A 25,318-nucleotide genomic window follows, 5' to 3' on the forward strand; every position below is an offset into this window, starting at 1 on the left:
ATCCGCCAGGATGGCGATATGCGTCGATACCTCGCAGTGCCTGTTCTGCTGCTCTTGCTCACCGGATGCGCGTCGTCGTCTGCGGACCCGACGTCGACACCGACGGCCACTCCGTCATCGACGCCAACTCCTGTGCCCACGGCATCGCCCACTCCCGATGCCGCGCCGGCGGTTCCTGCCGTACCCGTCTATACGGACAACACCGCCGACTGGATCATCACGTACACCGGCGTCGGCCCCATCGAGTTCAGTGAATCGTTCTCGCAGATCGCAGCGATCATCCCTGCGCCGGAGCGACTGACAGAAGCCTGCCCTCCGCTCACCCTGTACACCTCGGGTATCCAGCCTCAGGTCGGGGTCGCTCATACCGACGATGTTCCGTGGGATCTGGTGGTGACAACGTTCGGGCGGGAACCCCTGACCGATCAGGCGCCGCACACGGCCGAGGGCATCCGGGTCGGCTCGACCGAGGCCGACATTCTTGCCGTGTACCCCGACGCTCTGTTGAACGGCGACGCGTCGTACGGTGCCTACGTCATCACGAATGGCTCGGGTGGCTACATCACCTTCGCTATGTCGGAGGGATCGGTTCAGGGCATCCACGTTTCTGATCACGCCTCGGCTCCTAAGGAGTACTGCGGCTGATCGTGTGAGACGCCGAGTCCCGTCGGCGCTGCTTTGACCACGCACAAACGATTGCAGTCGGGCCGTCGATCCGAGAGCATCGGGTGATGACGAAACGCCCTGCGGGCAACGCTCTGAGATGGGCATCCGTCGCTGTCGTCTGTCTTCTCGGCGGCGTAGCCGTCGTGGGGTTCGCCATGGCGGGAGACGAGATCTCGCGGGCGACGCCGCCCACGCCGCCCACGCCGCACATCTCGCAGGCTCAGCTCGTCGCCGACTTCGCGAACTGCATGGGGGCGAAGGGGTGGCCGATGGAGGTCGATCTCGAGGAGGGTAGCGCCTCGACGACGATGATGATCATGGGAGACGTCGAAGATTCCTTCGCCGCGGATTCCGATGCGTGCAGCGCGGAGGGTGACCAATTCGCCTATGGCGACTACACGCGCGACGAGCGTATGGGCATCTACAAGACGGTTCTCGAGTCGCGCGACTGCCTCATCGATCTGGGCTACGAGATGCGGCAGCCTCCGGGCTTCGAGGCGTACGACGCGAGCGGCGCATACTGGACGCCGTTCGAAGACGTGCCGCTCCGCGAGCTGCACACGGCAGAGAAGAGCTGTCCGCAGCCGTACTTTTAGACGGTGGCGGCCTGAGCGCGACGCTAGCCGATCGCGCCCGCGTTCCGCTGCCCCGGTGGTACGCGCCAAGTTCAAGGGCTAGCTCGCGTGGAACGAAGCGTTGCAGTGCCGACGTCTGGTGGCTGTGCAACCATCCGTGCGGCGAAATCAAAGAGACGTCAGAACGAGAGTGCCGTTGAACACGATGTGCGCGACGACAGACCCACCGATCCGTCCCGTGATCCCAGCAATCGTGGCCGCAGCCAGGCCGAATACGAAGGCAGACGCGCCCAGGATAAGCGCTGCGGTCGGATTTGAAGCCTGGGTGAGATGGAGCAGAGCGAACAAAAGCGCGCTCAACAAGATCGCAATGGTCGTCGCCGCCCGCGAACCGAGCAGACCGGTACTAACTTGCTGAACAGCGCGTTGCATGAGCCCCCGAAAGAACAGCTCCTCGATGAACGGGGCGATGAGCACCGGAGCCAGAATTGTTCCGAACAGCCACCACGCGTCGTAAACCGTGTCGCCGAACGTAACGCCGAGTCCCACCATCCGTCCGGTCAAGGCAATCTCGATAATGCCGGCGACGGCCCTGGCGAGAAGTCCTGCCCCTACTCCGAAGAACAGGTCAAGCCAGGTGATTCGAAGTCCGATGTCGCGAGCGAGAGAACCCGTTCCCCGCAAATAGCAAGCGACTACTACCGCCCCCAGGAACGGTGCCCAGACAACGGCATAACTGAGTAGAAGCACAGCATGGGGGTCGTAGTAGATCGCTCCCCGCAGCCAAGCAATCAGCAAGGTGATAAAAATAAAGGCGGCAACAAAGCCCACCGCGCTCTCCAGCACTCCCCACCGCGCTCGCGGTGTCTCCCCCCGAGGCACTGTCACATGACCAACGTACCGGATGCTCGATTGCGATCAGATTGGCGGGTGCGGTCTACAAAAATCGCCGGTTAGGCTGGAACCCTCTTATAGCCGGGGGATTTCATGGCCAACAAACCGACGCGCAGACGGCCGAACAGCGGAAGGCTGGGGCGCACCGCTGACTACATGGCGCTGGGCATCATTGCAGCCGCCGCACTAGTTCTGGCGGCGCTTGCTTTGTCTGGAGTTTCGCTGCGCCCAGGGATCAACCCCGACCCTACGTCGAGGCCGGCCGCGACGTCGTTTGGTCTAGCAACACCAAGTCCGACCGTTGCGCCCACGACCGCAGCGCTTGCTTCGGTAACTCTGTTGGGTGATCAGAATGCCCTAGCTCCAGACTCGTGGTGGAGCCGATCAGTCGCCGCATCCTCGGTGTCAGGGGTAACGGCGGCTTCCGTGCTCGGCTCGACCACCATTCCGGAGTCGCCGCTGACGGTAGCGGAGCTGCAACAGACCGTTGATGCAACGACTACCCTTACGGGTTATGTCATCGTGCAGGCCGGGTCAACTGATGTCGCAGAAGGCGCCTTGCCCGGAACAGTTGCATCGAGTGTCGAGAACCTATGGAAGGCCGTGGCCATTCGTGGGGCGACTCCCATCGTCGCCCTCGTGCCACCGTCCGACGACCAGACTGAGAGTGTCGTGGCGCTCAACGATCTGCTTCAGACCGCTGCTGCCACGGCTGGCTACGCCGTCCTCGATCTGAATACACCAGTTGCGGCGCCGAACGGTACTTGGGCGGCGGGGTTATCCTCCGACGGGGTCGTTGCGAATGAACAGGGTTCACAGATTTTGGCCGAGGCTGTTGCGGTTCAACTGCCGTCATTAGTGCAAAAAAAGTAATCCCCTGGTAACGCACCACGCGTTATTCTGAGCAGGACAACTGGGGGAGTTGATCATGAACGACGTGTATCTCGAATCGGTAACCGGCACGATGGCATTCATCATGGTTCGCAGCGGTTCGCTACAACCAAGAAGGATCGCGACGGTCTACCTCATGACGGACGGCTGGCACACGAAAAGCGCCACCCTGCACACGCGACACGCGTGGACTGGGCCGTTTGCATCACCAAGTGATGCTCTCGCCAGCTTCGTGCTGCCGATCAACGCTTAAGAATCGACGACAACTGACGGGCTGGGCATGAAGACGATAGACGACGTCTTCGAGCCTTCTCGCAACAGTCTCAACGCGATCCGTCTACTCCTTGCCACTGCTGTCATCATGAGCCATTCGTGGCTTGTGAACGGTCTTGGTGTGCCGCCCATGCTTAACGGCACTGATCCTGGGTTGGTGGCGGTGGCGGGGTTTTTCTGTATCTCCGGCTACTTGGTCACCTCAAGTCGACTCCGCTCAAGATCACTCGTCGGCTATCTGTGGCGCAGATTTTTGCGAATTTATCCCGCGTTCGTGGTGGCGCTCATCGTGGTGGCGCTTGTGTTCGCGCCGCTTTCAACGCTGGTCGATCCGAGGAATTCGGTGGACTGGGAAAGCGCCGTTACCTACGTGCTCTCCAACGCGGGCCTGTTCGTGCAGCAGACCACAATCGATCACACTCTCGTCGACAATGCTTTTCCATATGTGTGGAACATCCCCTTGTGGACTCTCTTCTACGAGGCTCTCTGCTACGTGCTCATCGGCCTGCTGGTCTCGCTCATACCCGAGCGCTTACTCGGGGCGTCTTTGGTCGTGTTACTCGTCTTGTCAACCACGGTCTCGGTAACGTTTCGACTCTGGCCAGGGACGTTCCCCGCTCCGGTGCTTGACAATTTCGCAAGTCTTGCCAGTTTCTTCTTGGCGGGATCATTGCTCTATCGGTATAGAGAGAAGGTTCCTTCGTCAGTCATCCTCGCAACGCTTCTCGTCGCGCTCGCGGTCGTGCTGGCCATCGCTGGTCTCTTCAAGCCCCTCGCGGCGGTGCCCATTGCTTACGCCATGATCTACCTTGGTAGTCGCCTGCCGCGGTCTTTCACTCGAATCGGACGTCGTAACGACATCTCCTATGGCATGTACGTTTATGGCTTCCCCGTGCAGCAGATCATAATCTTGGTCCTCGGCGGCGCCACTCTTCCGATCTGGCTCTTTGCGATCGCTTCGGTCATCTTGACTGTGCCTTTCGCCTGGCTCAGCTGGCTCGCGGTTGAGCGGCCGGCGCTAAAGCTCCAACGGTTTATGTCAAAATCGGGGGCTCGAAAACAAGTTGCCCCCTAATTGGGCGAGTGCTTTGCTGTGTTCGTCAGCACGTGACGACTAACATCGGTCGTGGGGCAGCGTCGTCGGTCGGTCACAACCACGATGCTCGTTGCGCGGCAAACTTCGACTGATCTCCACGCGCTCTAAGCAACCATGAGCGTAACGGAGATGGCAAAGTGTCAGACGAAATTCCGCCCCGCATTGCAAAGATATTCGGTAGCGAGAAGGCTCGCCCTCGAGTAAAACGTGTCTATGACGCAGCGTCTGGTTGGGCCCGCGCGCAGGGGTCGCCTGTGGCCACCTGGGCCACGATCGACAAGCTCCTCAGTGAAGGTCGAACGTCGGCGGAGATTCGCTGGCGGTTCGAGACCCACACGGTTTCGATCCTCGATCTGAAGAGGGCAGATGGTGCACTCCACGATCTCAGGGTGGCAAGGGTCCGCCCGCGCCGACGAAGAGACACCGAGAGATGAAGAACGGATCACGTTAATTCCGCATTACAGGATGAAACGAGGAGGCCGACCAAATTGTGGCACGATGACGGTGGGGGTTTTGCGCCGCCGTGCTGTATCGACCTGAGGGGAAGGCCGCCGACGTGGAGCTTCGCGACTACGTACGTATTCTGCAGAAGAGTTGGGTGTTGATCGCCGTTTTGCTCTTCTTCGGAATTGGCGCAGCGGCTGGGTTCTCGATTCTGCAGACACCGAAGTACAGCTCGTCGGCCAAGGTATTTGTGTCTACATCTGGGGGGTCGTCCGTCTCTGATCTTCAGCAAGGAAACACGTTCTCCCAACAGAGAGTGAAGACCTACGCCGACTTGGCTACAACGCCGATAGTCCTGCTCCCGGTGATCGCCGAACTCAACCTGAATCTAAGCAGCGCTGAACTTGCGTCCATGGTGACTGCTACAGCGCCCCTGAATACAACATTGATCGATATCGATGTCACCAATGTCGATCCAGCGCTCGCGTCGCAAATTGCCACTTCCGTGTCCGAGAGCTTGACTCAGGTGGTCGAAAAGATCGAGACGCCCGCCAACTCGGCCTCCGCGACAACGTCGCCGGTCAAGCTCACGCTCGTCCAGCACGCAGAGGTGCCCCAGGTGCCGGTGAGCCCGAACATCCCTTTGAATATCGGGCTTGGCGGCCTGGTCGGTCTAGCCCTGGGAATAGCTATTGCCGTTCTGCGCGAGGCATCTGACAATCGGATTCGCAGCGAACGCGATGTCGAGGCAATTACAGATGCCCCGATCCTGGGTGGAATCGTCTTCGACCCGAAGGCGGCGGAACGCCCTCTTATCGTTCACGACGATCCTCGCAGTCCTCGGGCTGAGTCGTTTCGCACGCTCCGAACGAATCTCCAGTACCTGGATATCGGGCGTGAGAACCGATCTTTTGTCATTACTTCTTCAATTCAGAGTGAGGGCAAGAGCACGTCTGCGGTCAATCTCGCGATCGCTCTAGCCGATGCTGGTTCACGAGTGCTTTTGGTCGACGCGGACCTGCGCCGTCCCAAGATCCACGAGTACCTGGGACTTGAGGGGGCAGTCGGACTAACCGATTTGCTCATCGGGCGCGCCGAGCCGGAAGACGTCATCCAGCCATGGGGTCAGCGTGACTTGTTCGTACTTCCGGCAGGAACCATTCCGCCGAACCCGAGTGAGCTACTCGGGTCGGATGCGCTCCTCAAACTGATCAGCGAATTCAACCGAGCCTTCGACGTTGTTCTCTTCGACTCCGCTCCGTTGCTGCCCGTCACTGATGCCGCAATCTTGGCTCGAACCGTGGGTGGAACAATTGTGGTCTGCGCTGCCGGGCGGACTCAGAAGAACCAACTAAGGGGGGCTTTCACTGCTCTCGCGAATGTGGATGCGCCGGTCTCGGGAGTGGTTCTGACTATGCTTCCGACAAAAGGGCCCGACGCGTACGGTCACGGTCGATACGGGTACGGGTATACATACGGCGACGATGCCTTGTTGCCGGGCGAGATCGCCTCAAAGTAAGCGAGCAACGTCAACAGGAGTGCCGTCATGATCGAGCCAGATGCCCAAGGTAACTTCTTCGACGTGCTATTCGTGTGTACGGGCAACATTTGTCGTTCGCCCTTGGCCGAACAATTGTTTCGCTCACAGACGCGCTCGTTGTCTGACTTCGTCAGCACGCGCAGCGCGGGAATTCATGCACTTAGAGGCAGGCCCATGACGCCTGAGGCGGCGACCATATCGCAGGCTCTCGGCGGTGACCCTTCTGATCACACTGCGAGGGACTTGACGACGGCAGGAGTCCAACGAGCTGACCTTATCCTTGTTGCTGCGCGTGAACACCGGGCCGCTGTCGTGTCGCTTGTGCCGAGAGCGTCCCGCAAGACATTCACGCTGCGAGAGTTTCACCGCCTATTAGAGACGTATGGCGAACGTATGCCCAATGCGGCGGCCAGTCCCAGGAACCGAGAAGGGCTGAGTAGCTTGATCGCCGTCGTCGCCTCGATGAGGGGGCAGTCGCGCGTCGTCACGCAACCCGGCGACGACGACATCGTCGATCCCTATCGCCGATCCCTCGAGACCTACGACGAAGCGGGCAGGCTCATCCTTTCGGCAGTCACGGCGGTGAGTCAAAGTCTTGAGTCGGCCACACTGGCCACCCAAAAGCCCGGACATGACGATGCGTTGCGTAATGGTAATCTCGCAACTGGGCCCGCGTCCTTTCCCTCGGCTGAAGCGGGAGAACAATGATTGAACAAGAGGCCCACGGTCTCGCAGGTCCTGGCGCCGTACGAGCGACCAGCGATTGGCGCAGGCGGTATGCCTACGCCCTCGTAGCGACCGACCTGCTCGTTCTTATCTGGGTTATCTTCGGAACGCAGATCGCCTGGTTCGGGCTGACTAGTTCCGATGTCGAGATTAGTGGGCGCTTCAACGGGTTTGCGCTGAGTTACTCGACGATGTCTGTACTCATTGTTGTTGCATGGATGTTGCTACTGGGCATCTTCGGCACGCGAAGCTATCGGGTTCTGGGTACCGGCACCCAGGAATATCGGCTTATCGCCGATTCGAGCATTCGTCTATTCGGCATCGTTGCGATCGTTGCATTCCTCTTCAAAGTAGATTTTGCACGGGGCTACATCCTGATCGCTTTCCCATTGGGGGTCGTGGTATTGCTGTTCTCCCGGTGGATGTGGCGCCAATGGCTCGGTGTGAAACGAGCTCAAGGCGAGTACTCATCCCGGGTTCTTCTTGTGGGATCTGAGGAGTCGACCACCTACCTTGCAAAAGAGTTGGCTCGCTCGCCCTCGGCAGGGTATCTCGTCGTCGGAGCCTGCATCCCCGACGGGTCCGTAGCTGGGTATTTGAAAGACACCTCCATTCCCTGCTTCATCAGCATCGATCGCCTCGACGAGGCTATGGCAAGCACCGGCGCAGATACGGTGGTCATTGCGAGCAGCGAAAGTCTTTCTGCTGAGAAGATTCGCGAGATCAGTTGGGGACTCGAACCAGGTCGACAGCACCTCGTTGTCGCACCGAGTCTTACCGACATTGGGGGTCCCCGAATTCATACGCGTCCGGTGGCCGGCTTGCCTCTGATCCATGTGGAGACGCCTCGCTACACGGGCTCAAAGCAGTTCACAAAGAGGGCGTTTGACATCGCGGCGTCCTTGATGCTCATCCTTGTTCTGTCGCCACTGCTTGTGATAATTATCCTTACCGTCAGGCTGACTTCCTCAGGGCCGGTTTTATTTCGTCAGGAGCGCGTCGGGATCAACGGCTCCCGCTTTTTTATGCTCAAATTTCGATCGATGGTGACCAACGCTGAAGATCTGCTCGATCAACTTCGAGCTCAGCATCACGATAAGGGCAACCCGGTCTTATTCAAGATGGAGAATGATCCGCGAGTCACACCTATTGGCAGGGTTCTCCGCAGATTTTCCCTAGACGAGCTGCCCCAGCTGTTCAATGTACTGAGGGGCAATATGTCGCTCGTAGGGCCACGACCACCGCTTGAGCGTGAGGTGGATCAATATGACCCTCATGTGCATCGACGCTTCTTAGTGAAACCAGGCATTACGGGCCTATGGCAGGTCAGCGGACGGTCGAATCTTTCGTGGGAGGACACGGTGAGGTTGGACCTGTATTACGTCGAGAATTGGTCTATCACTGGAGACATCCACATTCTGTGGCGCACCGCGAGGGCGGTTATCGGTCGCAACGGAGCCTATTGACACACCTTCGCCGGGATGCGTCTCGATGAAAGCCAGAGCGGGTGTCAGATTGCGCAACGAGCCGGCAACATCAACGTTATTTAGAGCCGCTACGATGGCGACAACACTCTGGGGGGTTTGTTATCTACGAAGCATGCCGAGCGCAACGTCGTCGGTCAGTCGTCGGGGCTATCGACGCGCCGCCCAGTTTCCGCCGAAAAGCACACTTCCACCGCTATCCCTCCATCGATAAGGAAACTCATGCCTCGCGCCCTAATCTCAGGAATCACAGGTCAAGACGGCCTCTACCTCGCAGAGCTTCTGCTTCGTAAGGGCTATGAGGTGTTCGGGCTGATGCGCGGCCAGAACAATCCGAAGCGTGAGTTAGTGGAGACTACGGTCCCCGGTGTGAAGATCCTGACTGGTGACCTCACTGATCTGTCGAGTCTGCTGAGGGCGCTGCAGTCTTCTCAGCCCGACGAGTTCTACAACCTCGGCGCGATCTCGTTTGTTGCGTACTCGTGGGAAAATGCTCACCTCACCTCCGAAGTCACGGGAATGGGGGTCTTGAACGCGCTCGAGGCGGTGCGGCTCTACTCGAACGACGATCCGAGGAAAGTTCGGTTCTACCAGGCGTCGAGCTCGGAGATGTTTGGCAAGGTGCAGACAGTGCCCCAAAACGAGGACACCTTGCTCTGGCCGCGGTCGCCCTATGGTGTCGCGAAGGTCTACGGCCACTACATGACCATCAACTATCGAGAGTCCTACGGCATGCACGCGTCGTCTGGAATTCTCTTCAACCACGAATCCCCGCGTCGTGGCCCCGAATTCGTTACTCGCAAGGTCACGCAGGCAGTTGCTCGAATCTCTCTGGGGCTGCAGCAAGACATCACATTGGGCAACCTCGACGCCCGTCGCGACTGGGGATTTGCCGGCGACTACGTTGACGCGATGTGGCGCATGCTCCAGCAGGACGAGGCCGACGACTATGTCATCTCCACCAACGAGACGCATGAGATTCGGGAGCTTCTAGAACTGGCATTCAAAGCAGTCAACATCGACGACTGGGTCCCCTACGTCAAGCAGGACCCTCGCTTTATGCGTCCTGCTGAGGTCGACCTGCTGATTGGCGATTCGACCAAGGCCAGGACCGTACTCGGATGGGAACCGAAGGTCGACTTTCCTTCCCTCGTCACCATGATGGTTCACAACGATGTCGCCGAGCAGAAGCGTCTGGCGAGGATCTAGCCGCAATGCCCACAGCTCTCATCACCGGAATATCCGGCCAAGACGGTTCGTACTTGGTGGAATCACTTCTCTCTCGTGGCTATCGGGTGGAGGGCGTGGTGAGGTCGCTGTCCGCGGCAGATCTTCCGCAGAACACCCAACGCGATGTAGTGCTGCATGAGGCTGACATAGCCGCTCCAGCTTCACTGGATCGCATCGTATCGGAGGTTCAGCCCAACGAGATCTATAACCTCGCGGCTGTCAGCTCGGTCTTCCGTTCGTGGCAGGAGCCTGTATACACGGCTGAGGTCAACGCCCTGCCGGTCGCCCAACTCCTCGAGTCCGCGTGGCAATTGCAGCAGAGAATTGGCAGGCAAGTGCGGCTTGTGCAGGCGTCGAGTGCCGAGCTCTTCGGTCAGGCCGTCGAATCACCCCAGACTGAGTCGACGCCGATCAATCCGTCCTCTCCTTATGGTGCCGCAAAGGCCTACGCGCATCACATGGTCGGGGTTTATCGGCAGCGGGGGCTCTTCGCGAGCAGCTGCATCTTGTACAACCACGAGTCCCCGCGTAGGCCCGAAGCCTTCGTGACACGAAAGATCACAGCGGGTGCTGCGCGCATCGCTAACGGATTGCAGGATCGCCTGGACCTCGGGAGTCTAGACACCCGGCGGGATTGGGGATGGGCTCCAGATTTTGCGGAAGCATTGCGCCTCGCTGCGTCTGCAGCCGAGCCTGATGACTTTGTCATCGCGACGGGCGAAACTCACTCTATTCAGCAATTTGTGGAGCGAGCGTTTGATCGAGTGGGCATTTCAGACTGGCGAGCGGTCGTCTCGATCGATTCGTCTTTCTCGCGGCCGGTTGATCCGGTGGAACAAGTCGGCGACTCAGCGCGAGCACGCGAGGTGCTGGGCTGGAGACCGACGAAGAACTTCGACGACATCGTCGACTCAATGGTTGATCACGATCTGGCAATGGTCAAGGGCGAAGGCTACGAGGGCTAAGGCGTGATTTCTGCAATGCTGAATGACGTTCCGCCTCGGATCGATTGATATGCGCATCCTTCACTCTGTTCAAGATTTCACGCGCTCTGGAGGTATCGGCACCTACTTACTTGCCCTCGTCGAAGAACAGAAGAGACTTGGGCACGAGGTGAAAGTTGAGTGCGCGCGTCATGATCCAGGTTCACTTGACGTCATTGAGGCAGGCTCGTCGGAGGAATTCCTGCCTGACATCATCCATGCTCATGACTATTGGCGACATCGCTGGGATGGTGCCGCAGCAATTGTCCGCTCGCTCCACAATCACGATTTTGCATGCTCATCGCGGACAAGGTATCTCAGGGATGGAAAGCCATGTTTCAAAGCCCACGGCATAGCCTGTGTTGCGCACTGGCCCAGCTGTTCGCACTCCCCCCGTGTCGATAAGCGACTCAGCGACTATCGCGCAACCAGCCGGAATCTAAAAAGTGTGCTTGGAGCAGACGCCGTCGTTGCGTATTCGCGATACGTCGGCGAGACGGCGGTCCTCAACGGGGTCTCCGATTCCAAAGTTATGATTCTCCCGTGCCCAATTACTCGTTTCGACGCCAATGTTGATTACGGATTGGCAAGCCCGGGCCTCGTGACTTATTTCGGACGATTGGCGCGACCGAAAGGAGTGGAGGACCTCATCGAAGCGGTTGGGGTATTGCCGAACGTGTCGTTAAGGATTGTCGGAGATGGTTATCTACGTAGCAAGCTAGAGAGGATGGCTGCGTCCCTCGCTCCTGGCCGTGTCGACTTTCATGGATGGGCAGCTGAAGACGAGCTACCTCGGCTCTATCAAGAGTCGGCGGTTGTTGTCATGCCTGGACGGTGGCCTGAACCTTTTGGTTTGGTGGGGTTAGAGGCAGCGTGGGCGGGGAGGCCAGTAATTGCCAGTGCGAGTGGCGGAATTCTCGATTGGCTGCTGCCGGGCGAAACAGGGCTAGCGACGAAGCCAGGAGATGTGCCTGACCTGACGCAGGCGATTGAATATGTCACGTCTGATACCGGCCAGGCTGAGCGTATGGGCTTATCCGCCCGGCGGCATCTCGAAGACTGGCCGAACAGCGCTGACCATGCCGAAACCCTCGTCTCAGAGGTTTACGGGGCTGCTATCCGCGAGGCGTCGTAGAACGACACTTGCTTACACAGGGAAAGACCTCAGCAGGCCGTCGACACCACGTTGACCCAGATAAACGCCGATACGGCGCCGGTCCCAACAACCGGTGTCTTCGATGTGTGGTCTCTAAACAGCTCATGGCTGAGTGATCATCATCAGGGGCTCGCAAGCTGGGGGCTCCTCAAACGGCATTCCTACGGACGGCCTTCGGGACCCAGGGCAGTTCCGTCCCCACGGACAATGTAGCGATCACTCGGGAACAGCGACGGGGCCATCGTTCAGCAGCGAGACGAGACTCGACGCAATCTTTTCGTGACCTTGAACATTCGGGTGGAATTGATCTCCGAAGTAGTCCGAGCGTAGGTCCAGGACACCTGACAGCGAAAGGGTCTCGACGTCTAATGCTTGAGCAGCGGATTCGTATAGCCTCTCGGCCGCTGCAGCGCCGGGAAAGTATCGCTCAGAGATATCGGGAGGTCCCACGACGATAACCCGTGTACTTCGGTCCTGGAGTTCAGTCACCAGCTCATTCAAGGTTGTGGCATATTCGGCGTAAGGCATCACGGAGTAGCTCCCGCCAATGCGGATTAAAAGATTCTTTACCCGCCAGCGAGCAGAAGAGTCTATCTTTTGCAGGATGCGCCTTCTGAGCGCCGCCGAGTAGTAAGGGCGCGGATCCATCCAGCCGAGCTGTCTCCACCGGTCGGGAACGAGCCTGACCATCTGAGGCGTCGGGCGTGGAATTGCTTCCGTTACACCGTGTGCTACAACGGCGATCGTTGGTTGCAATGGCGACTTGCGCAGATTCGACAATGATTCCGATATTGGACGTGCCGTGCCTGAAAAGTCGCGAAATTCGAGGCCGAGCTGTGTCGCAACGAGTCGACCATACGATTGACCTCTCGTTCCCATACCGTTCGCGATTGAGTCTCCAAAAACGCAAAATACCTCAGCCACGGGGATTCGTGCTCCTGCCTCTAAGCACACTTCGCATCGAGAGTCGTACAACACCGAAGATGACGACGCAAACGGCCATTTCGGGGCCGTCCAGGTCGCCGAAACTATAGAAGGCCCAGGCGGAGAGTGCCAGCGCCAAGAGGCCTGCAGCGGAAGCAAGAGTCAAGGAAGACGCATTCTCGGACGCTGAGTCCATGTATACACGCAACTGCCATTGATCGTTGAGGAACTGCGCAACAACCAGGATTGCCGTCACCAGCGCCAGGCCGTGATATCCAACCCCAAAAAGTGTCTCGCCGAAGAAGTAGACCAGAGTGACGACGGGGACGGCCACTATGACTGAAAGCAATGCACCACTTGTGGTGCGTTTGCGTAACAACGCGCCGTTGTCGGTCGATGCGTTTAGCGCGCTGGCAAATTTTGAGTATGTGACGTGGTTGAGAGCTTGAGTGAGCCCACCAGAAGCACTCGCGCACGTTATCGCGACGGCATACATTCCTAGAACGCTCGCAGGACTCAACGCCGATAGGAGTAACTGATCGAGCCTCCCGCCGACGCTGTCGAACGCTGACGTTGACCAGAAACGTAAGCTGAAGTTCCAAGGCACTGGAGTGCGATTGGATCGTCTGATGCCAGATATTGCGAATACGCACCCGATGAGATTGCCCAGGGCATTCCCGGCGAGGGTGACGATAAAGGCTATTTCAAGTGTGAGTGTCCCTGACGCCCAAAGGACGATGTACGCCAGTGAAGGAAATACGAGGGTAGAGGCTCTGATGAGGTTGAACGGCCAGATACGACCGCTGACGAGCACGAGTTCGAGCCCGATTTGACCAATCCCCGAGAAGACGAGGACACCGGCGGCGATGCGGATGCCCAGCGAAATCCTCTCGTCGCCATTTGACAGAATGTCGGCGCTGAGGAACGCGAGGAGGGCGCTTATGGGTCCCAGCCCAGCTACGACAAGGACGCCCACTCCCGACATGAAGGCTCTTTTGTGGTCTTGCAACGCCAGGCCTCGGGGCAGACCCAGGAACGCCACCCACGACAGAACCTGAACGGATACGAAAGCGCCCGCAAGCACGCCTCGACCATCAGGGCCTAGCGTGCGTGCGAGCAGCGGGGCGGAAACAAGGCTAAGACCCATGCCCGCATATGTCACAAACGCCGTCTGGAAGAAGCGCCCAGATGAAGGCCGGCTCCCGTCGAAGAACGACCGCAGCAGTTTCATCATCGAGATAGGCGCCCGTACATCTCCACCAGCCGTTCTGCGGACGCCTCAGATACTAGATAGTCGGAGACAGCGGAGGCGCTCTGCTTTTCCGCCGTGCTGAGGCTGCCCGTTCCTCGAATATGCTTTTCGAGCTCACCCTGCAGCTCGGTTTCGGGCACGAGACTGATCGGCGGGGTCGGGCTCACAGCGTTGTAGATGTACGAGCTGCCCGGGTTGTCGGTCACGATTGCATAAGTGCGCAGTGCCATCGCTTCGTAGAGCGGAATGCCGAAGCCCTCGTATTCGGACGGTGCCATCAAGACCCACGACGAAGCGACGGCCTCTCTCACCGCTTCGTCTGAGGCTCCGGAGAGGTGCATAGTGTCGGCGGGCCAATTCGCTTGGTCACCCGCGGGTCCGATCACCGTGAGGGTGATGGGCAGGCCTGTCGTAGCGCGTGCCTCCCGCACAGCTTTCGCAACGAGCCAACCCCGCTTGCGACCATGGAACGACCCGATGAAGACAACGGAAGGGCCGTCAGTTTTCCCTACACCGGCCGGCGGCGGAACCGCGGTGACGGGGGGCATGAGAATGTCGCAACGAAACGTCTCGAACGAGTCAGGGCCGATAGCGATGCGGAATGCTGCCCGAGCCCTGGAGCGCGCTTCGGTGAGGGCAAGAACGTAGTGGTTGATGCTGCGCAGGCCTTTCGATGCCCGTGCTTCTGCCAACGACGAGCCCAAGAAGGTTCTCACGATCGGGGCTCCGTTCTTCGACAGGGCCCAGTCGTCACCGAACGCGTGAATCACGTCGGCCTTTAGCGAGGCGATCAAGCGGCGAAGCCGTAGCGGGGTGAGGTAATATCTGCCGATGCGTCCCGTGGCACGAGGAACATAGACCATCGTCGCGCCCTCGAGCGGCGTGCCGCCGGCAAGCGTCACAACGGTGAGATCGACCGTCTCTTTCAGCTCATCGGCGATTCTGAACGCGTAGCGGCCAACACCGCCGACATGGCCCTCATGAGGCCACTCGAGACTGAGTAGCACCACCTTCATCATCTCAGCGCACCTCCTCGTACAGCGCGAGATGTCTCTGCGCGATGACATTCCAGGCGAATGTTTCGGCATGGGCACGACATTCGTGCGCCGACGGCACTCGGCCCAACAAGGCATGAACGATGCGATCGGCCAGGGCCTCCACGGAGCCCCGTGGCACGATGAGGGACGCATCCAACCCTCGCACGGCATCGGGAAGCCCGCCGCAATCCGTCACAATCGGCGCGCGGCCAGTCGCCAGCGACTCGAGTGCGATGAGGCCGAAACCCTCGAGCGCCAGGCTGGGTACCGCCGTTATTGACGCTGACCTGTATTCCTGACGCAGCGTCTCGTCGTCGAGACGGCCGAGAAAAGTGATCTTCGCCGGGCTCGCCGCCGCCATGGCCCGTAATTCTTGCTCGAAAGTTCCGGAGCCGACGATACGCAACTCGGCGCCCGGAATGCGCTTGTCTACTTCGGCCCAGGCCTTGATGAGCACGTCGATGCCCATGCGCTTCTCCAGCCGCCGAACGCAGAGAACACGCGGGGCGGCACCTGAGTTCGTCGTCTCTTCGCTGAATTCGAAGTCGTCGATGTCGACCCCGGGCGGAATGATGTGAATCTTGTCGGCACTCACGCCGTAGTCGTTGGCGAGGATCTCTTTGAACGGCCGGGAGAGTACAACGAAGGCGTCGGCGTGCTTGTACGAGCTTCGTTCCACTGCGGTCTTGGCGCGTGTCACAAGCTTGTTGGCCCCGGCGACCGCGCTTTCTGCTGCCCAGGGGCCCTGAAAATGAACCACCATGCCGGCATCCGGGCTCGTCTTCGGGGCCCGCGGCGACCCGTACAACGAGAAGTGCTTGTCGACGATGTCGAGCCGCCTGGCTTCGGGAGCTCTGCGCGAGGCAAGCACGCGCGAGACGGTGCTGCCGCCGGTCGGCCCCCACGATGTGCCCCCGGCTGCTGGGTCGCCGAATGCAGCCCCAGACACCTGCACTTCCGGCGTCGCAGCCATGGCGAGGTAGAGCCCTTCGAAATAGCGATTGAGTCCGCCCTGGCGGCTCGAAAACCACTCAGAACCGGTCATATGAATTTTCACTGTAGGTGCTCACTTCTCGTCATTTCGCGTCCTCGTGGGGGCGTTCGGGTTTTCGCGACTGCGTTACTTCTTCGAAGAACGCCCGATGCAATTCGGCGACCTCTGTGTCGGAGAGCAGACCGGGCGTACGCCGTGCTCCGTCTTCGAGCTCGCGTCTTATCGACACGTCTTCGGCTTCGCGAAGGCTGGCGATCAAAGACTCTTCGTCGCCCATCTCGAAGAGCAGGCCCGACTCGCCGTGCCTGATCCACTCGCTGGGGCCTCCCACGGACGTGGCGATGACAGTTTTACTGGCACTCAGATACTGCAAGATGTTCTGCCCAAGTGGTTCGGGCCTCGTCGACGCCTGAACACACACGTCGAGCGTGTCGATAAGCGCGGGAACGTCGTCAACATGGCCGAGAAACTGCACCTGGCCTTCTATGCCGAGTTGCTTCGCGAGATCTTGCAGCTCAGCGAGAAAACGCTCGTGCCCGAATGCTGCGTCTCCTGCTAGAAGAAGTTGCACGTCACGGCCTGCATAGACCCCGGCGAATGCCCGCAGCAGCAGGTCCTGGCCCTTCCACGGGTCCAATCGAGCGACCATGCCTACCCTAGCGACGACATCTTTCGACGGCGATGTGCGTCCGGTTGCCTCGATACCGGCGGCGCTGGGGATGATGACGTGTCGCGTCTTGATCGAGATGAATGGGGCGGCTGAGGCGAGCGTCGATTGCGAATTCGCAATGACGCCCGCGGCGCGAGGGAGAGCGATGCGGGTGAACAGGGCGTAGCCGATCGAGCCCAGGCTCGGCTTGTCGACCAGGTCGCGAAGGTGTACGACCAGAGGTTTGCGGCTGCCCACGGTCGCAATCGCCGCGTACACGGCTGCCCTCGACGTGTTCGTGTGAATGATATCTGCCGCTGCAAATGCGGGGCTGCGCCGGATGCTGACGGCCTGCCCGAGTGCGGCGATGGCGAACCGAGCAATGGCCGCGATCGAGCGGCTGCTGCTGGCGCCGAACCGTTGCCGCGGGCCGATCGTTTCGACCTTCACGTTCGGCAAGCCGGTGAGCGTGCCGTAGACGTTGAAGCCCTCGGATTCAGCCGGGGGTAATCCCAACGTCGCCGTCCACGTTGCTTTTTTCAGCACTCTCATCAGTGCATACTCCGCGCCGCCACGGGCCTGCGTGTGGTCGAGGTGCAGCACCCGAGGTGACGGCCCCCCGCCTCTCATGAACCCACCCATGCGCGGATCTCTTTCGCGAACGAAGAGCGGTCGAAGTCCCAGGCACGGCTGACGCAGGCAGCCGAATCCATCGTTACGACCGTTTGCGCGGCTTCACGCAGTTCGGCCGGGCTGAAGCCTTCGAGCAGAACTCCGGTCGTGCCGTGTTGCACCGTCTCGGAGGCGCCCCCGATCGCGCTCGCGACCACCGGTGTTCCTGTCGCCATAGCCTCGACGGGCATGATGCCGAAGTCTTCGATCGGGGGAAACATGTAGAAGAGCGAACGAATGTAGAGGGCCCTGAGTAGCGTATGGGAGGGATGCTTGACGAATGTCACTCGGCCGGGGTGTTCAGACGCCTTGTGCTGTAGGGCGCCGAGCGAGGGGCCGTCGCCAGCGAGAACCACGTCGAGGTCGGCCGCGATGCCCATGTCAATCACGAGATCGAGGCGCTTGTAGGGAATGAAGCGAGATGCGCCGAGCACGAAGGTGTCTGGAAGCGAGTCGAGAATCATCTGATCGTGCTCGCTCAGCTCTTCACTCGCTGAGATGAAACCTTCGACGTCGACCGGAGGGTAGACGACCGTGCTGTCTCGGCCCCAGCTCTCCTTGATCCGGCCGCGCACGAAGTTGCTGATGGCGGCGATGGCGTGAGGCTCTTGCGCTCGCCTGCGATCGATCGCCTTAAGTGGCACCGACGCGGCGCGGACGGCTAACGACGCGCCTCGCCTGTCTAGCTCGGGATTCCAGATGTACCTTGCCGGCGTATAGGCGTAAACGTACTTTGCTGCCGATCGAGCGGGACCTGAGAAGCGTGCATGATGCGCAAACAGGTGTGAGCTGCACAGAATCCACTCGGCGTCACTCTTGCCTAGATGCCGCCAGGTAACGGGCATCAAGGGCACGGCAATTCCTTTGTGATTTCGAAGAGGCGTGCGTGACATCCACGTTTCGGAAACCCTGTCCGAAGTGAATCGCTCGGGAGCGGCATTCCAGAGGGCCTTGATCGGCGCATCCGGAAAAATCGCGGCGAGTTCTTCAACGACTTTCTCGGCACCCCCGTGAGGTTCGAGCCATTCGTGCACAATCACACCAGTCAAAACCATTCCCCCCGAATGTAGCGCTGATTCCCCTTCGCCGGACGGTTTGAACTACGACCTTTGAGCATGCGGCGCTGCATCCATGGAGACCGTGGGACGTCGAACCCTCGGCTAATTGACGCCCAGCTTACGGTACTTAGCCGAACGCGCCGCGTGCTTTTGATCAGCATGATGGCGATCTGCAGGCGGCGCTGGTCGTGTCTGTCTTGCCAAGAAATAGGCCTTGGCCGTCGATGCAAAGGCAAGTCCGATGATGATGCCGAACGTCGCGAGAAAGACGTTGCCTGAAACGCTCGCCACCACAATGAAAATGGAGCTGAGTGACGCGGTCTCAGCGCGTCGAGCGCCGAGGTTCTTGAGCGAGATGAACAACATCACGATGCACAGGATGGTTATCAGAACGCCGGAGATGTAGCCGTACTGCATGATCGTGTCGCCGATCAAGCTGTCTGCCCGAGCCCCGGACGGATTTCCGATGAGGTATTTCGCGGGGCTGAAGAAATACTGCAAAATACCCAACCGAGCCTGGAACGAATCATCGGTGCTGGAATCGAAATCGGTGTACCGGTCGGCCGACAGAATGGTCGAGCTGCCGTCGAGGGCGTTTAGAATTCGGACCAGCACGAACCCCACGAGAACCACCAGGATGACGGGGATGAAGCGCCCGAATCCCTTACCCCGGATGAGGGCCAGGACGACTGCGCAGAGGGCGACGGCAATGAGGGCGGTTCTGACTCCCGAGAGAATAAGCGGAACAGTCAGGCTCGCCGCGCATCCGAACCAGAGGACCCTCGCAACCAGCTTTGACGTGATGGTGGCCTTGGCGAGCGCGACGACGCTCGCAAGACCGACGAAGAGCGCGTAGGGCCCGGGTGATTCCGAGGCGCCGAAGACACGCACCTCGAGTGGGTTCGGGGCTCCGATGCTATTGAGGTCCGAGGCGATCATCCACGACTTGTCCCATTCGGGGAGGAAGAAGAACTGGTACACCCCATAGAGGCCGACCAGGATCCCGAGTATAGGGATGATGCGATCCGCGGTGAGCCAGACATCCGGAACCCTGCCGTCTATGACAAGCGGAATCAAAAGAAGGGGCACCACGATGGCCCCTGCCGCGTAGAGAGGCGCGATTGCCGTGACAGTCCGGATGACGAGAGTGAAGGCCACGGCCACTGCGAGTGCGATGACCAGACGATTCACCCAGTTGGTGCGATTGTGCTTCTCGTGTTCGTGAAAAAAACGAATCAAGAGAACTGAGATCACGAGAATGAGCGGAACGAGCACCAGGGGATCGGAATCGACACGACCACCACTGACCAGTCTCCGAATCAACGAGATGAGGGGCACGAGCACGACGGCGAAAATGAGCACGCGACGAACGTTGTACATGCACAGCGCACTCAGAACGATCAGGGCCGAGAGGGTGATCTGCACGTCCAATCGGGATGCAGCGACTCCGGCCACAGCCCCCAGTGCAACCAGAGCGCACAGCGCCATGACGTTGCGCATCACGCTCTTCCCCATAGCGTCAACTTACAGGGGCTCGTCGCCAATCAGGCAATCATGAATGGCGTGCGGTACCGTCTAGTGAAAGAAGCGGGGGTGGCGTTGAGCCATCGCGTCATGACCGCATGCAGCCCTGGGGGAGGGAACTCGTGGCTACACCTCTGACTCCGAGCGTCACTGTGGCGATCGCCAGCGTGGGCCGCCCAGATGACCTGAAACAGTGCATCGCCGCCCTGCGGCTGCAGACCGATACGCCGGACGCCGTCGTCGTCGTCGCGCAGAGCTCCGATACGGCAACCCAGGCGGTTGCAGCAGAGGCGGCACTGCGCACGATCATCGTGACTAAGCCGGGCCTCGCTCTCGCACTGGAGACGGCGATCCGTTCTACGGCGACCGATGTGATCGCGTTCGTAGACGACGACGCTCGAGCTTTGCCCGACTGGGTCGGTCGCATCCGGCAGGCCTATGCATCTGACCCAAACCTCGGACTTTTTGGGGGGCGAGACAATGTCGATGGTGACCGCAGTTCGGGCGATTCCGACCTCGTGGTCGGGCGCTTGACGAGAGGCAAGATCGCAGGCAACCATCACCTGGGTAAGGGTGTCTTCCGGGTGGCCGAGCACGTCAAAGGCGCAAACATGAGCATGCGGGTGGCGCCGGCTCGACGAGTGCCGCTGGCCCGGCTCGTAGCGGGCACCGGCGCACAGTCTCGCAACGAGTTCGTTCTGAGCCTCGGGATCACCAGCCAGGGGTATGGCGCCGCTTACGATCCGCGCCTGCAGGTCGACCACTTTCCGGCTAAGCGGGCGACGGGCGACGAGCGCACTAGTTATACGCGGGAGCGCATTCTCGTTCAACGGCACAACGAGGCGCTCGCCTTGTCTCTTTACTCGTCGAGGTCGCAGACGGTTGCCTTCGTTCTGCGTGCCCTGCTCGTCGGCGATCAGAAATGCTGCGGCCTCACGGTTGCGATAATCAAGATCGTGCGAGGAGAAAAGTCAGTGCTGTCAAAGCTCGGGGGAACATGGAGAGGCGTCTTCTCGGGACTCCGGGCGGCGTCGCGCAACCGATCAAGCCAATACGAGGATGCCGCGGGTGAGTAACTCAGGAGAAGAGCCGCTGCTTGACCGGCACGCAACAACTGATGAACGGCGGCGTCGGCCTAGGCGCACGAAGTCACGCCGAAAGGTTCTCGGCGTCGTTCTCGGCGTCGTCGCCCTGCTCGTCGTAGCCGTGGCCGCGTGGGTAGGCGTTCGCGGCTACCAGGCGAAGGGCGAGCTGGAGGCCGCCATCCCTCTGGTGACTCAGCTAAAGACTCAGGTCACGTCGGGGGACTCTGCCGGAGCGATCGATTCGATGAACAGGCTCACGCAGCACGCGCAGTCTGCCGCCGATCTGACGAGCGATCCGGTCTGGCGCGCGACGGAGTTGCTTCCGTGGGTCGGTAGCAACCTCACCGTAATGCGCGAGCTCTCCTCGACCGTGAATGACGTCTCGCGCTACGGCGTCCAGCCGCTGACGGGGCTCGCTGGTTCCATCGGCCTCTCTGACTTCAAGCCCGTCGACGGACGGGTTGATCTGCAACCGCTGCTCGACGCGCAGGGAGTTCTGGCGGATTCATCTGCGGCCGTCGGCGATGCCGTGGCACGAGTCGACGCGCTCGATGGCGACGGCGTCATTCAACCGCTGGCGGATGCGCGATTGCAGCTTCTCGATAAACTCACCGAGGCATCGGGCGAGCTAACCACCCTGAGCAAAGCGGCCGTGCTCCTGCCCGCCATGCTTGGCGCCGACGGTCCGCGTAACTATCTACTGCTCTTCCAGAACAACGCGGAGCTTCGTTCGACCGGAGGCATCCCGGGCGCCCTTGCGCTCGTCAATACCGATGCTGGCTCCATCAAGCTGAGCCAGCAGACATCCGGCAGCAGCTTCCGGCAGTTTCCTGAACCCGTGATCGAGTTGCCGCTCGACACAAAGTCGCTTTACGGCGACAACACTGCCGAGTTCATGCAAGACGTGAATTTCACACCCAACTTCGCGCTGTCAGGTCAGATCGCCAGGGAAATGTGGAACAGGAAGTTCGGCCTACAGGTGGATGGGGTTATCTCGCTCGATCCGGTCGCCCTGTCGTATCTGCTGAAGGCGACGGGCCCCATCGCCCTCCCCAGCGGCGATCAGCTCACGAGCGAGAACGCAGTAAAGCTGCTGCTGCAGGACGTTTATGCGAAGTACGAGCAGCCGCCCGAGCAGGACGCCTTCTTCGCATCGGCGGCCGCGGCCGTCTTCGACAAAGTCGCGAGCGGCAACGTTAACCCCGCTGCGCTGGTGTCCGCGCTGGGGCAAGCCGGCGAGGAGAACCGCGTGCTGGTGTGGAGCGCGAGCGATGAAGACCAGCAAGTTTTGGCAGGCACGACGCTGGCCGGAGGGCTGCCGAAAAGCTCCGAGACTGAGCAGCGTTTCGGCGTGTACTTCAACGACAGCACCACCGCCAAGATGGACCCCTATCTGCAGGTGAACATCGAAGCGGGTCAGGCTGTTTGCCGGAACGACGGTTTGCCGCTGAACTCGGTGCGCGTCACACTCACCAACACGGCGCCAGCGGACGCTGCCACGTCGCTCCCCGACTACGTCACGGGCGGTGGGGAGTTTGGCATACCTCCGGGCAATATCCGCACGAACATAGCCGCATACGGAGCCGAAGGCCTCTACAACTTGGGACTCACTCGAGATGGGGCGGCGTTTCCATACCAACCATCTACAGAACTGGGATATGGTGTTTCGAAGGTGGAGATAGAACTCGCGCCGGGAGATAGTACGGTGCTTGACTTCCAATTCTTAGGTGACGCGCCGCAAACCAAGGCCGTTTCGGTGCAACATACCCCCTTTGTTTACGCTTTAGAAACAAAGGCCCTCGAAGTCGACTGTCAAAATGCCTTACAGTAGAAGAGTCTCAACTGAGGCATGACTGGTGTGGGGGCGTTCACTTTGCCCCAGCGCAAACTATTGGGGGAAGTTCTCATGTTCAAAAAGGCTCTTGCGATCGGCGCTCTCGCCGTTCTCGCTATCTTCTCGGTTCCGACCGCGGCTAACGCTGCCTCGTACGGCGACGGCGGTGACAACGGAGCGACCGTAGTTGTGGCTCCCGGAGCGCCCGTAACGTTTTCCTTCGGCGGCTTTCAGCCCGGAGAGCCGACCGTCGCCTCGGCTCCTGACGCCGTCACTCTGAGCGCGCTCAAGGTTGTCGTTACCGCCAGCAAGCCGGCAGGTCCCAACGGAACCGTCAGCTACACCGCGTCTGCAACTCAGCCGGGAAGCTACACGATCACCGTCTCTAGCGCCAGCAATGTCGCCACCGGAACGCTCACCGTCGTGCCGACCGACGCAGCTGGTTCAGGTTCAGGTTCTGGGTCTGGTTCCAACGGCGCGCTGCCGAACACAGGCTTCGAGACTCCGATGTTGATCGTCTGGGGCGCCGGTGGTGCACTCGTTCTGGGCATCGCGCTCGTCTTCGTGCTGAGCGTCGTTCGCCGCAACAAGAGCGCAGCATAATAGCTATACGTCGCAACTAACGTTGCCCGTCCCTCACGGGATTTACGTCGAAAGGCCCCAAGCAAAGCTTGGGGCCTTTTGCGTTTGAGGGCGTCAGACGCGGTTGGTCGATGCGGAGGACGTCGAGCTAGCGAAGGTCGGATGCTCGCGAAAGAGGTGGCTCGGCGTCGCGACGTCGAACAACGGCTCCGAGCCCAAGGCCCACGGCGAGGGCCAACGAGATCCATGCGGCAGCGATGACGATGACCGAGGCGGCGATGGCAGAAAGTTCCATGAGGAGGAGCTTATGGCGCAGTCTTGTGTAAATCGAGCAATTCTCGCTTAACTACGAAGCGTCGTGTATTGTTCAGTCTCGATACGGCCGCGGCTGGCCTACTCGACCAGCGCTGGGTTACGGGCGGCCCAGCCCGACGTACGTCCAGCCGGCAGCGCGCCAGGCCGTCGCATCCAGTGTGTTGCGGCCGTCGATGATCGTCGGCGTCTTGACCAGCGGCAGGGCCCAGGTGGGGTCCATGTAGCGGAACTCGTCCCACTCTGTCACCAGCACGACCAGGTCGGCATCCTGCAGGGCTGCGGCCGGATCGGCCTCGTAGGTGAGCTGCGGGTGCACGCGGCTGGCCGTGTGGATCGCCTCGGGGTCGGTGGCCACCACGTTGGCGCCACGGCCCTTCAGCTGCACGGCCACGTCGAGCGCCGGGCTGTCGCGAATGTCGTCGGAGTGCGGCTTGAAGGCCAGGCCCAGCACGGCGATCTTCTTGCCGTGCACCGAGCCGCCCAGCGCCTCGACCGCGAGGTCGACCACGCGCTGGCGACGGCGCAGGTTGATGGCGTCGACCTCTTTAAGAAACGCGACGCTCTCGCCGCGGCCCAGCTCCTCTGCGCGAGCGGTGAACGCCCGAATGTCCTTCGGCAGGCATCCGCCGCCGAAGCCCACGCCGGCCTTCAAGAACTTCCAGCCGATGCGGTCGTCGAGGCCGATCGCTGTCGACAGCTGCGTGACATCGGCACCGGTGACCTCCGCGATCTCGGCCATCGCGTTGATGAACGAGATCTTCGTGGCCAGAAACGCGTTGGCCGAGACCTTCACGAGCTCGGCGGTCGCATAGTCGGTGACCACCAGCGGGGTGTCTTTGCTCAGCGCCGATTCGTAGACGCCGTCGAGCAAGGCCTTGGATGCCTCGGCCTGGTCGGGCTCAGGCGGCAGGCCGTAGACGAGACGGTCGGGCGAGATGGTGTCTTGCACGGCGAAGCCCTCGCGCAAGAACTCCGGGTTCCAGGCGAGCATGGCTCCGGAGCCGCTCGCGGCGACCTTCGCGGCCAGGTCGGCAGCGGTGCCGACGGGCACTGTCGACTTGCCGACCACCAGGTCGCCATCCGAGAGATAGGGGAGCAGGCCTTCGAGGGCGGCGTTCACGTACGTGAGGTCGGCGGCGTAGCTGCCCCGCTTCTGCGGGGTTCCCACGGCGATGAAGTGCACCTGCGAGCCGGCGGCATCCGCAAGATCAGTCGAGAAGCGCAGACGGCCCGTGGCGGTGGCAGAGGTGAGGATCTCGGGGAGGCCCGGCTCGAAGAACGGCGCCTTTCCGGCTGCCAGCGCCTCGATCTTGGCCTGGTCGATGTCGATGCCGATAACTTCGTGGCCCAGCTCGGCCATCGATGCGGCGTGAACCGCGCCCAGATAGCCGCAGCCGATTACAGAGAGCTTCATTTTCTGCCTTCCCCCGATGT

24 protein-coding genes are annotated in these 25,318 nt (G+C 60.4%); 14 read left to right on the forward strand and 10 right to left on the reverse strand.

Going from position 1 to position 25,318, the window contains the following annotated elements:
• Positions 1 to 18 precede the first annotated feature (18 nt).
• Complete coding sequence (locus tag ASF79_RS01890) at positions 19 to 645, forward strand: hypothetical protein (protein WP_055851303.1); 627 nt, start codon at positions 19 to 21, stop codon at positions 643 to 645.
• 86 nt (positions 646 to 731) lie between these two features.
• On the forward strand, positions 732 to 1,262 hold the full coding sequence (locus tag ASF79_RS01895) for a hypothetical protein (protein ID WP_055851306.1): 531 nt from the start codon (positions 732 to 734) through the stop codon (positions 1,260 to 1,262).
• Between the two features lie 147 nt (positions 1,263 to 1,409).
• On the opposite strand, the gene ASF79_RS01900 is transcribed toward ASF79_RS01895, so the two are convergent.
• The gene (locus ASF79_RS01900; RefSeq protein ID WP_055851310.1) at positions 1,410 to 2,072 is read right to left on the reverse strand and encodes a CPBP family glutamic-type intramembrane protease; all 663 of its coding nucleotides are present in this window, start codon (positions 2,070 to 2,072) and stop codon (positions 1,410 to 1,412) included.
• A 219-nt stretch (positions 2,073 to 2,291) separates the two neighbouring features.
• Here ASF79_RS01900 and ASF79_RS17265 point away from each other — a divergent pair, with 219 nt between their 5' ends.
• The 9 genes from ASF79_RS17265 (at position 2,292) to ASF79_RS16995 (ending at position 11,937) form a co-directional block, all read left to right on the forward strand.
• Positions 2,292 to 3,008: an SGNH/GDSL hydrolase family protein gene (locus tag ASF79_RS17265; protein WP_162239054.1), complete on the forward strand. Its 717-nt coding sequence runs from the start codon at positions 2,292 to 2,294 to the stop codon at positions 3,006 to 3,008.
• A 55-nt stretch (positions 3,009 to 3,063) separates the two neighbouring features.
• Positions 3,064 to 3,279 carry a hypothetical protein gene (locus tag ASF79_RS01910; RefSeq protein WP_055851316.1) on the forward strand — a complete coding sequence of 72 codons (216 nt, stop codon included), beginning with the start codon at positions 3,064 to 3,066 and terminating at the stop codon, positions 3,277 to 3,279.
• A gap of 27 nt (positions 3,280 to 3,306) precedes the next feature.
• On the forward strand, positions 3,307 to 4,374 hold the full coding sequence (locus ASF79_RS01915; protein WP_055851319.1) for an acyltransferase family protein: 1,068 nt from the start codon (positions 3,307 to 3,309) through the stop codon (positions 4,372 to 4,374).
• Between the two features lie 577 nt (positions 4,375 to 4,951).
• Positions 4,952 to 6,358, forward strand: coding sequence for a polysaccharide biosynthesis tyrosine autokinase (locus ASF79_RS01925; RefSeq protein ID WP_055852987.1), 1,407 nt, complete (start codon positions 4,952 to 4,954; stop codon positions 6,356 to 6,358).
• Positions 6,359 to 6,385: 27 nt separating this feature from the next.
• Positions 6,386 to 7,087: an arsenate reductase/protein-tyrosine-phosphatase family protein gene (locus ASF79_RS01930; RefSeq protein WP_055851326.1), complete on the forward strand. Its 702-nt coding sequence runs from the start codon at positions 6,386 to 6,388 to the stop codon at positions 7,085 to 7,087.
• Entirely contained in the window at positions 7,084 to 8,571 is a 1,488-nt protein-coding gene (locus tag ASF79_RS01935) for a sugar transferase (protein WP_055851329.1), read from the forward strand. Before ASF79_RS01930 ends, ASF79_RS01935 begins: the two co-directional genes overlap by 4 nt.
• 240 nt (positions 8,572 to 8,811) lie before the next feature.
• Positions 8,812 to 9,798 (forward strand): GDP-mannose 4,6-dehydratase, encoded by a 987-nt coding sequence (locus tag ASF79_RS01940; protein WP_055851333.1) that lies wholly within the window; start codon positions 8,812 to 8,814, stop codon positions 9,796 to 9,798.
• Positions 9,799 to 9,803: 5 nt separating this feature from the next.
• A complete protein-coding gene (locus tag ASF79_RS01945) occupies positions 9,804 to 10,784 on the forward strand; it encodes a GDP-mannose 4,6-dehydratase (RefSeq protein WP_055851336.1) in 981 nt (326 codons plus the stop codon).
• 22 nt (positions 10,785 to 10,806) lie between these two features.
• Positions 10,807 to 11,937: a glycosyltransferase family 4 protein gene (locus ASF79_RS16995; protein ID WP_082495630.1), complete on the forward strand. Its 1,131-nt coding sequence runs from the start codon at positions 10,807 to 10,809 to the stop codon at positions 11,935 to 11,937.
• Between the two features lie 237 nt (positions 11,938 to 12,174).
• Here ASF79_RS16995 and ASF79_RS01950 read toward each other — a convergent pair whose 3' ends face one another.
• The 7 genes from ASF79_RS01950 to ASF79_RS01980 form a co-directional block, all read right to left on the reverse strand.
• Complete coding sequence (locus ASF79_RS01950; protein ID WP_082495631.1) at positions 12,175 to 12,882, reverse strand: SGNH/GDSL hydrolase family protein; 708 nt, start codon at positions 12,880 to 12,882, stop codon at positions 12,175 to 12,177.
• Positions 12,875 to 14,116 (reverse strand): hypothetical protein, encoded by a 1,242-nt coding sequence (locus tag ASF79_RS01955; RefSeq protein WP_156366129.1) that lies wholly within the window; start codon positions 14,114 to 14,116, stop codon positions 12,875 to 12,877. Before ASF79_RS01955 ends, ASF79_RS01950 begins: the two co-directional genes overlap by 8 nt.
• Positions 14,113 to 15,153, reverse strand: a complete 1,041-nt coding sequence (locus tag ASF79_RS01960; protein WP_055851350.1) for a glycosyltransferase family 4 protein — start codon at positions 15,151 to 15,153, stop codon at positions 14,113 to 14,115. Before ASF79_RS01960 ends, ASF79_RS01955 begins: the two co-directional genes overlap by 4 nt.
• Before the next feature lies 1 nt (position 15,154).
• Positions 15,155 to 16,216 carry a glycosyltransferase family 4 protein gene (locus tag ASF79_RS01965; RefSeq protein ID WP_055851354.1) on the reverse strand — a complete coding sequence of 354 codons (1,062 nt, stop codon included), beginning with the start codon at positions 16,214 to 16,216 and terminating at the stop codon, positions 15,155 to 15,157.
• A 31-nt stretch (positions 16,217 to 16,247) separates the two neighbouring features.
• A complete protein-coding gene (locus ASF79_RS01970) occupies positions 16,248 to 17,456 on the reverse strand; it encodes a glycosyltransferase (protein ID WP_082495633.1) in 1,209 nt (402 codons plus the stop codon).
• Complete coding sequence (locus ASF79_RS01975) at positions 17,441 to 18,541, reverse strand: glycosyltransferase (RefSeq protein ID WP_235500601.1); 1,101 nt, start codon at positions 18,539 to 18,541, stop codon at positions 17,441 to 17,443. Before ASF79_RS01975 ends, ASF79_RS01970 begins: the two co-directional genes overlap by 16 nt.
• A 105-nt stretch (positions 18,542 to 18,646) precedes the next feature.
• Positions 18,647 to 19,888 (reverse strand): hypothetical protein, encoded by a 1,242-nt coding sequence (locus ASF79_RS01980; RefSeq protein ID WP_156366130.1) that lies wholly within the window; start codon positions 19,886 to 19,888, stop codon positions 18,647 to 18,649.
• 302 nt (positions 19,889 to 20,190) lie between these two features.
• Between ASF79_RS01980 and ASF79_RS01985 the strand changes: the two genes are divergently transcribed.
• From ASF79_RS01985 to ASF79_RS01995, 3 genes are all read left to right on the forward strand, one after another.
• Positions 20,191 to 21,144 carry a glycosyltransferase family 2 protein gene (locus ASF79_RS01985; protein ID WP_162239056.1) on the forward strand — a complete coding sequence of 318 codons (954 nt, stop codon included), beginning with the start codon at positions 20,191 to 20,193 and terminating at the stop codon, positions 21,142 to 21,144.
• The gene (locus ASF79_RS01990) at positions 21,137 to 22,984 is read left to right on the forward strand and encodes a DUF4012 domain-containing protein (protein WP_162239057.1); all 1,848 of its coding nucleotides are present in this window, start codon (positions 21,137 to 21,139) and stop codon (positions 22,982 to 22,984) included. The genes ASF79_RS01985 and ASF79_RS01990 overlap by 8 nt, the downstream gene beginning before the upstream one ends.
• Before the next feature lie 75 nt (positions 22,985 to 23,059).
• Entirely contained in the window at positions 23,060 to 23,590 is a 531-nt protein-coding gene (locus tag ASF79_RS01995) for an LPXTG cell wall anchor domain-containing protein (protein ID WP_055776210.1), read from the forward strand.
• A gap of 127 nt (positions 23,591 to 23,717) precedes the next feature.
• Here the strand turns inward: ASF79_RS01995 and ASF79_RS17270 are convergent, their stop codons facing one another.
• Both ASF79_RS17270 and ASF79_RS02000 read right to left on the reverse strand, forming a co-directional pair.
• Positions 23,718 to 23,864 carry a hypothetical protein gene (locus ASF79_RS17270; protein ID WP_156351627.1) on the reverse strand — a complete coding sequence of 49 codons (147 nt, stop codon included), beginning with the start codon at positions 23,862 to 23,864 and terminating at the stop codon, positions 23,718 to 23,720.
• Positions 23,865 to 23,981: 117 nt separating this feature from the next.
• Complete coding sequence (locus ASF79_RS02000; RefSeq protein ID WP_055851368.1) at positions 23,982 to 25,298, reverse strand: UDP-glucose dehydrogenase family protein; 1,317 nt, start codon at positions 25,296 to 25,298, stop codon at positions 23,982 to 23,984.
• Positions 25,299 to 25,318: the final 20 nt, after the last annotated feature.

This window comes from Agreia sp. Leaf335 (assembly GCF_001423605.1).
Classification (GTDB): Bacteria; Actinomycetota; Actinomycetes; order Actinomycetales; family Microbacteriaceae; genus Agreia.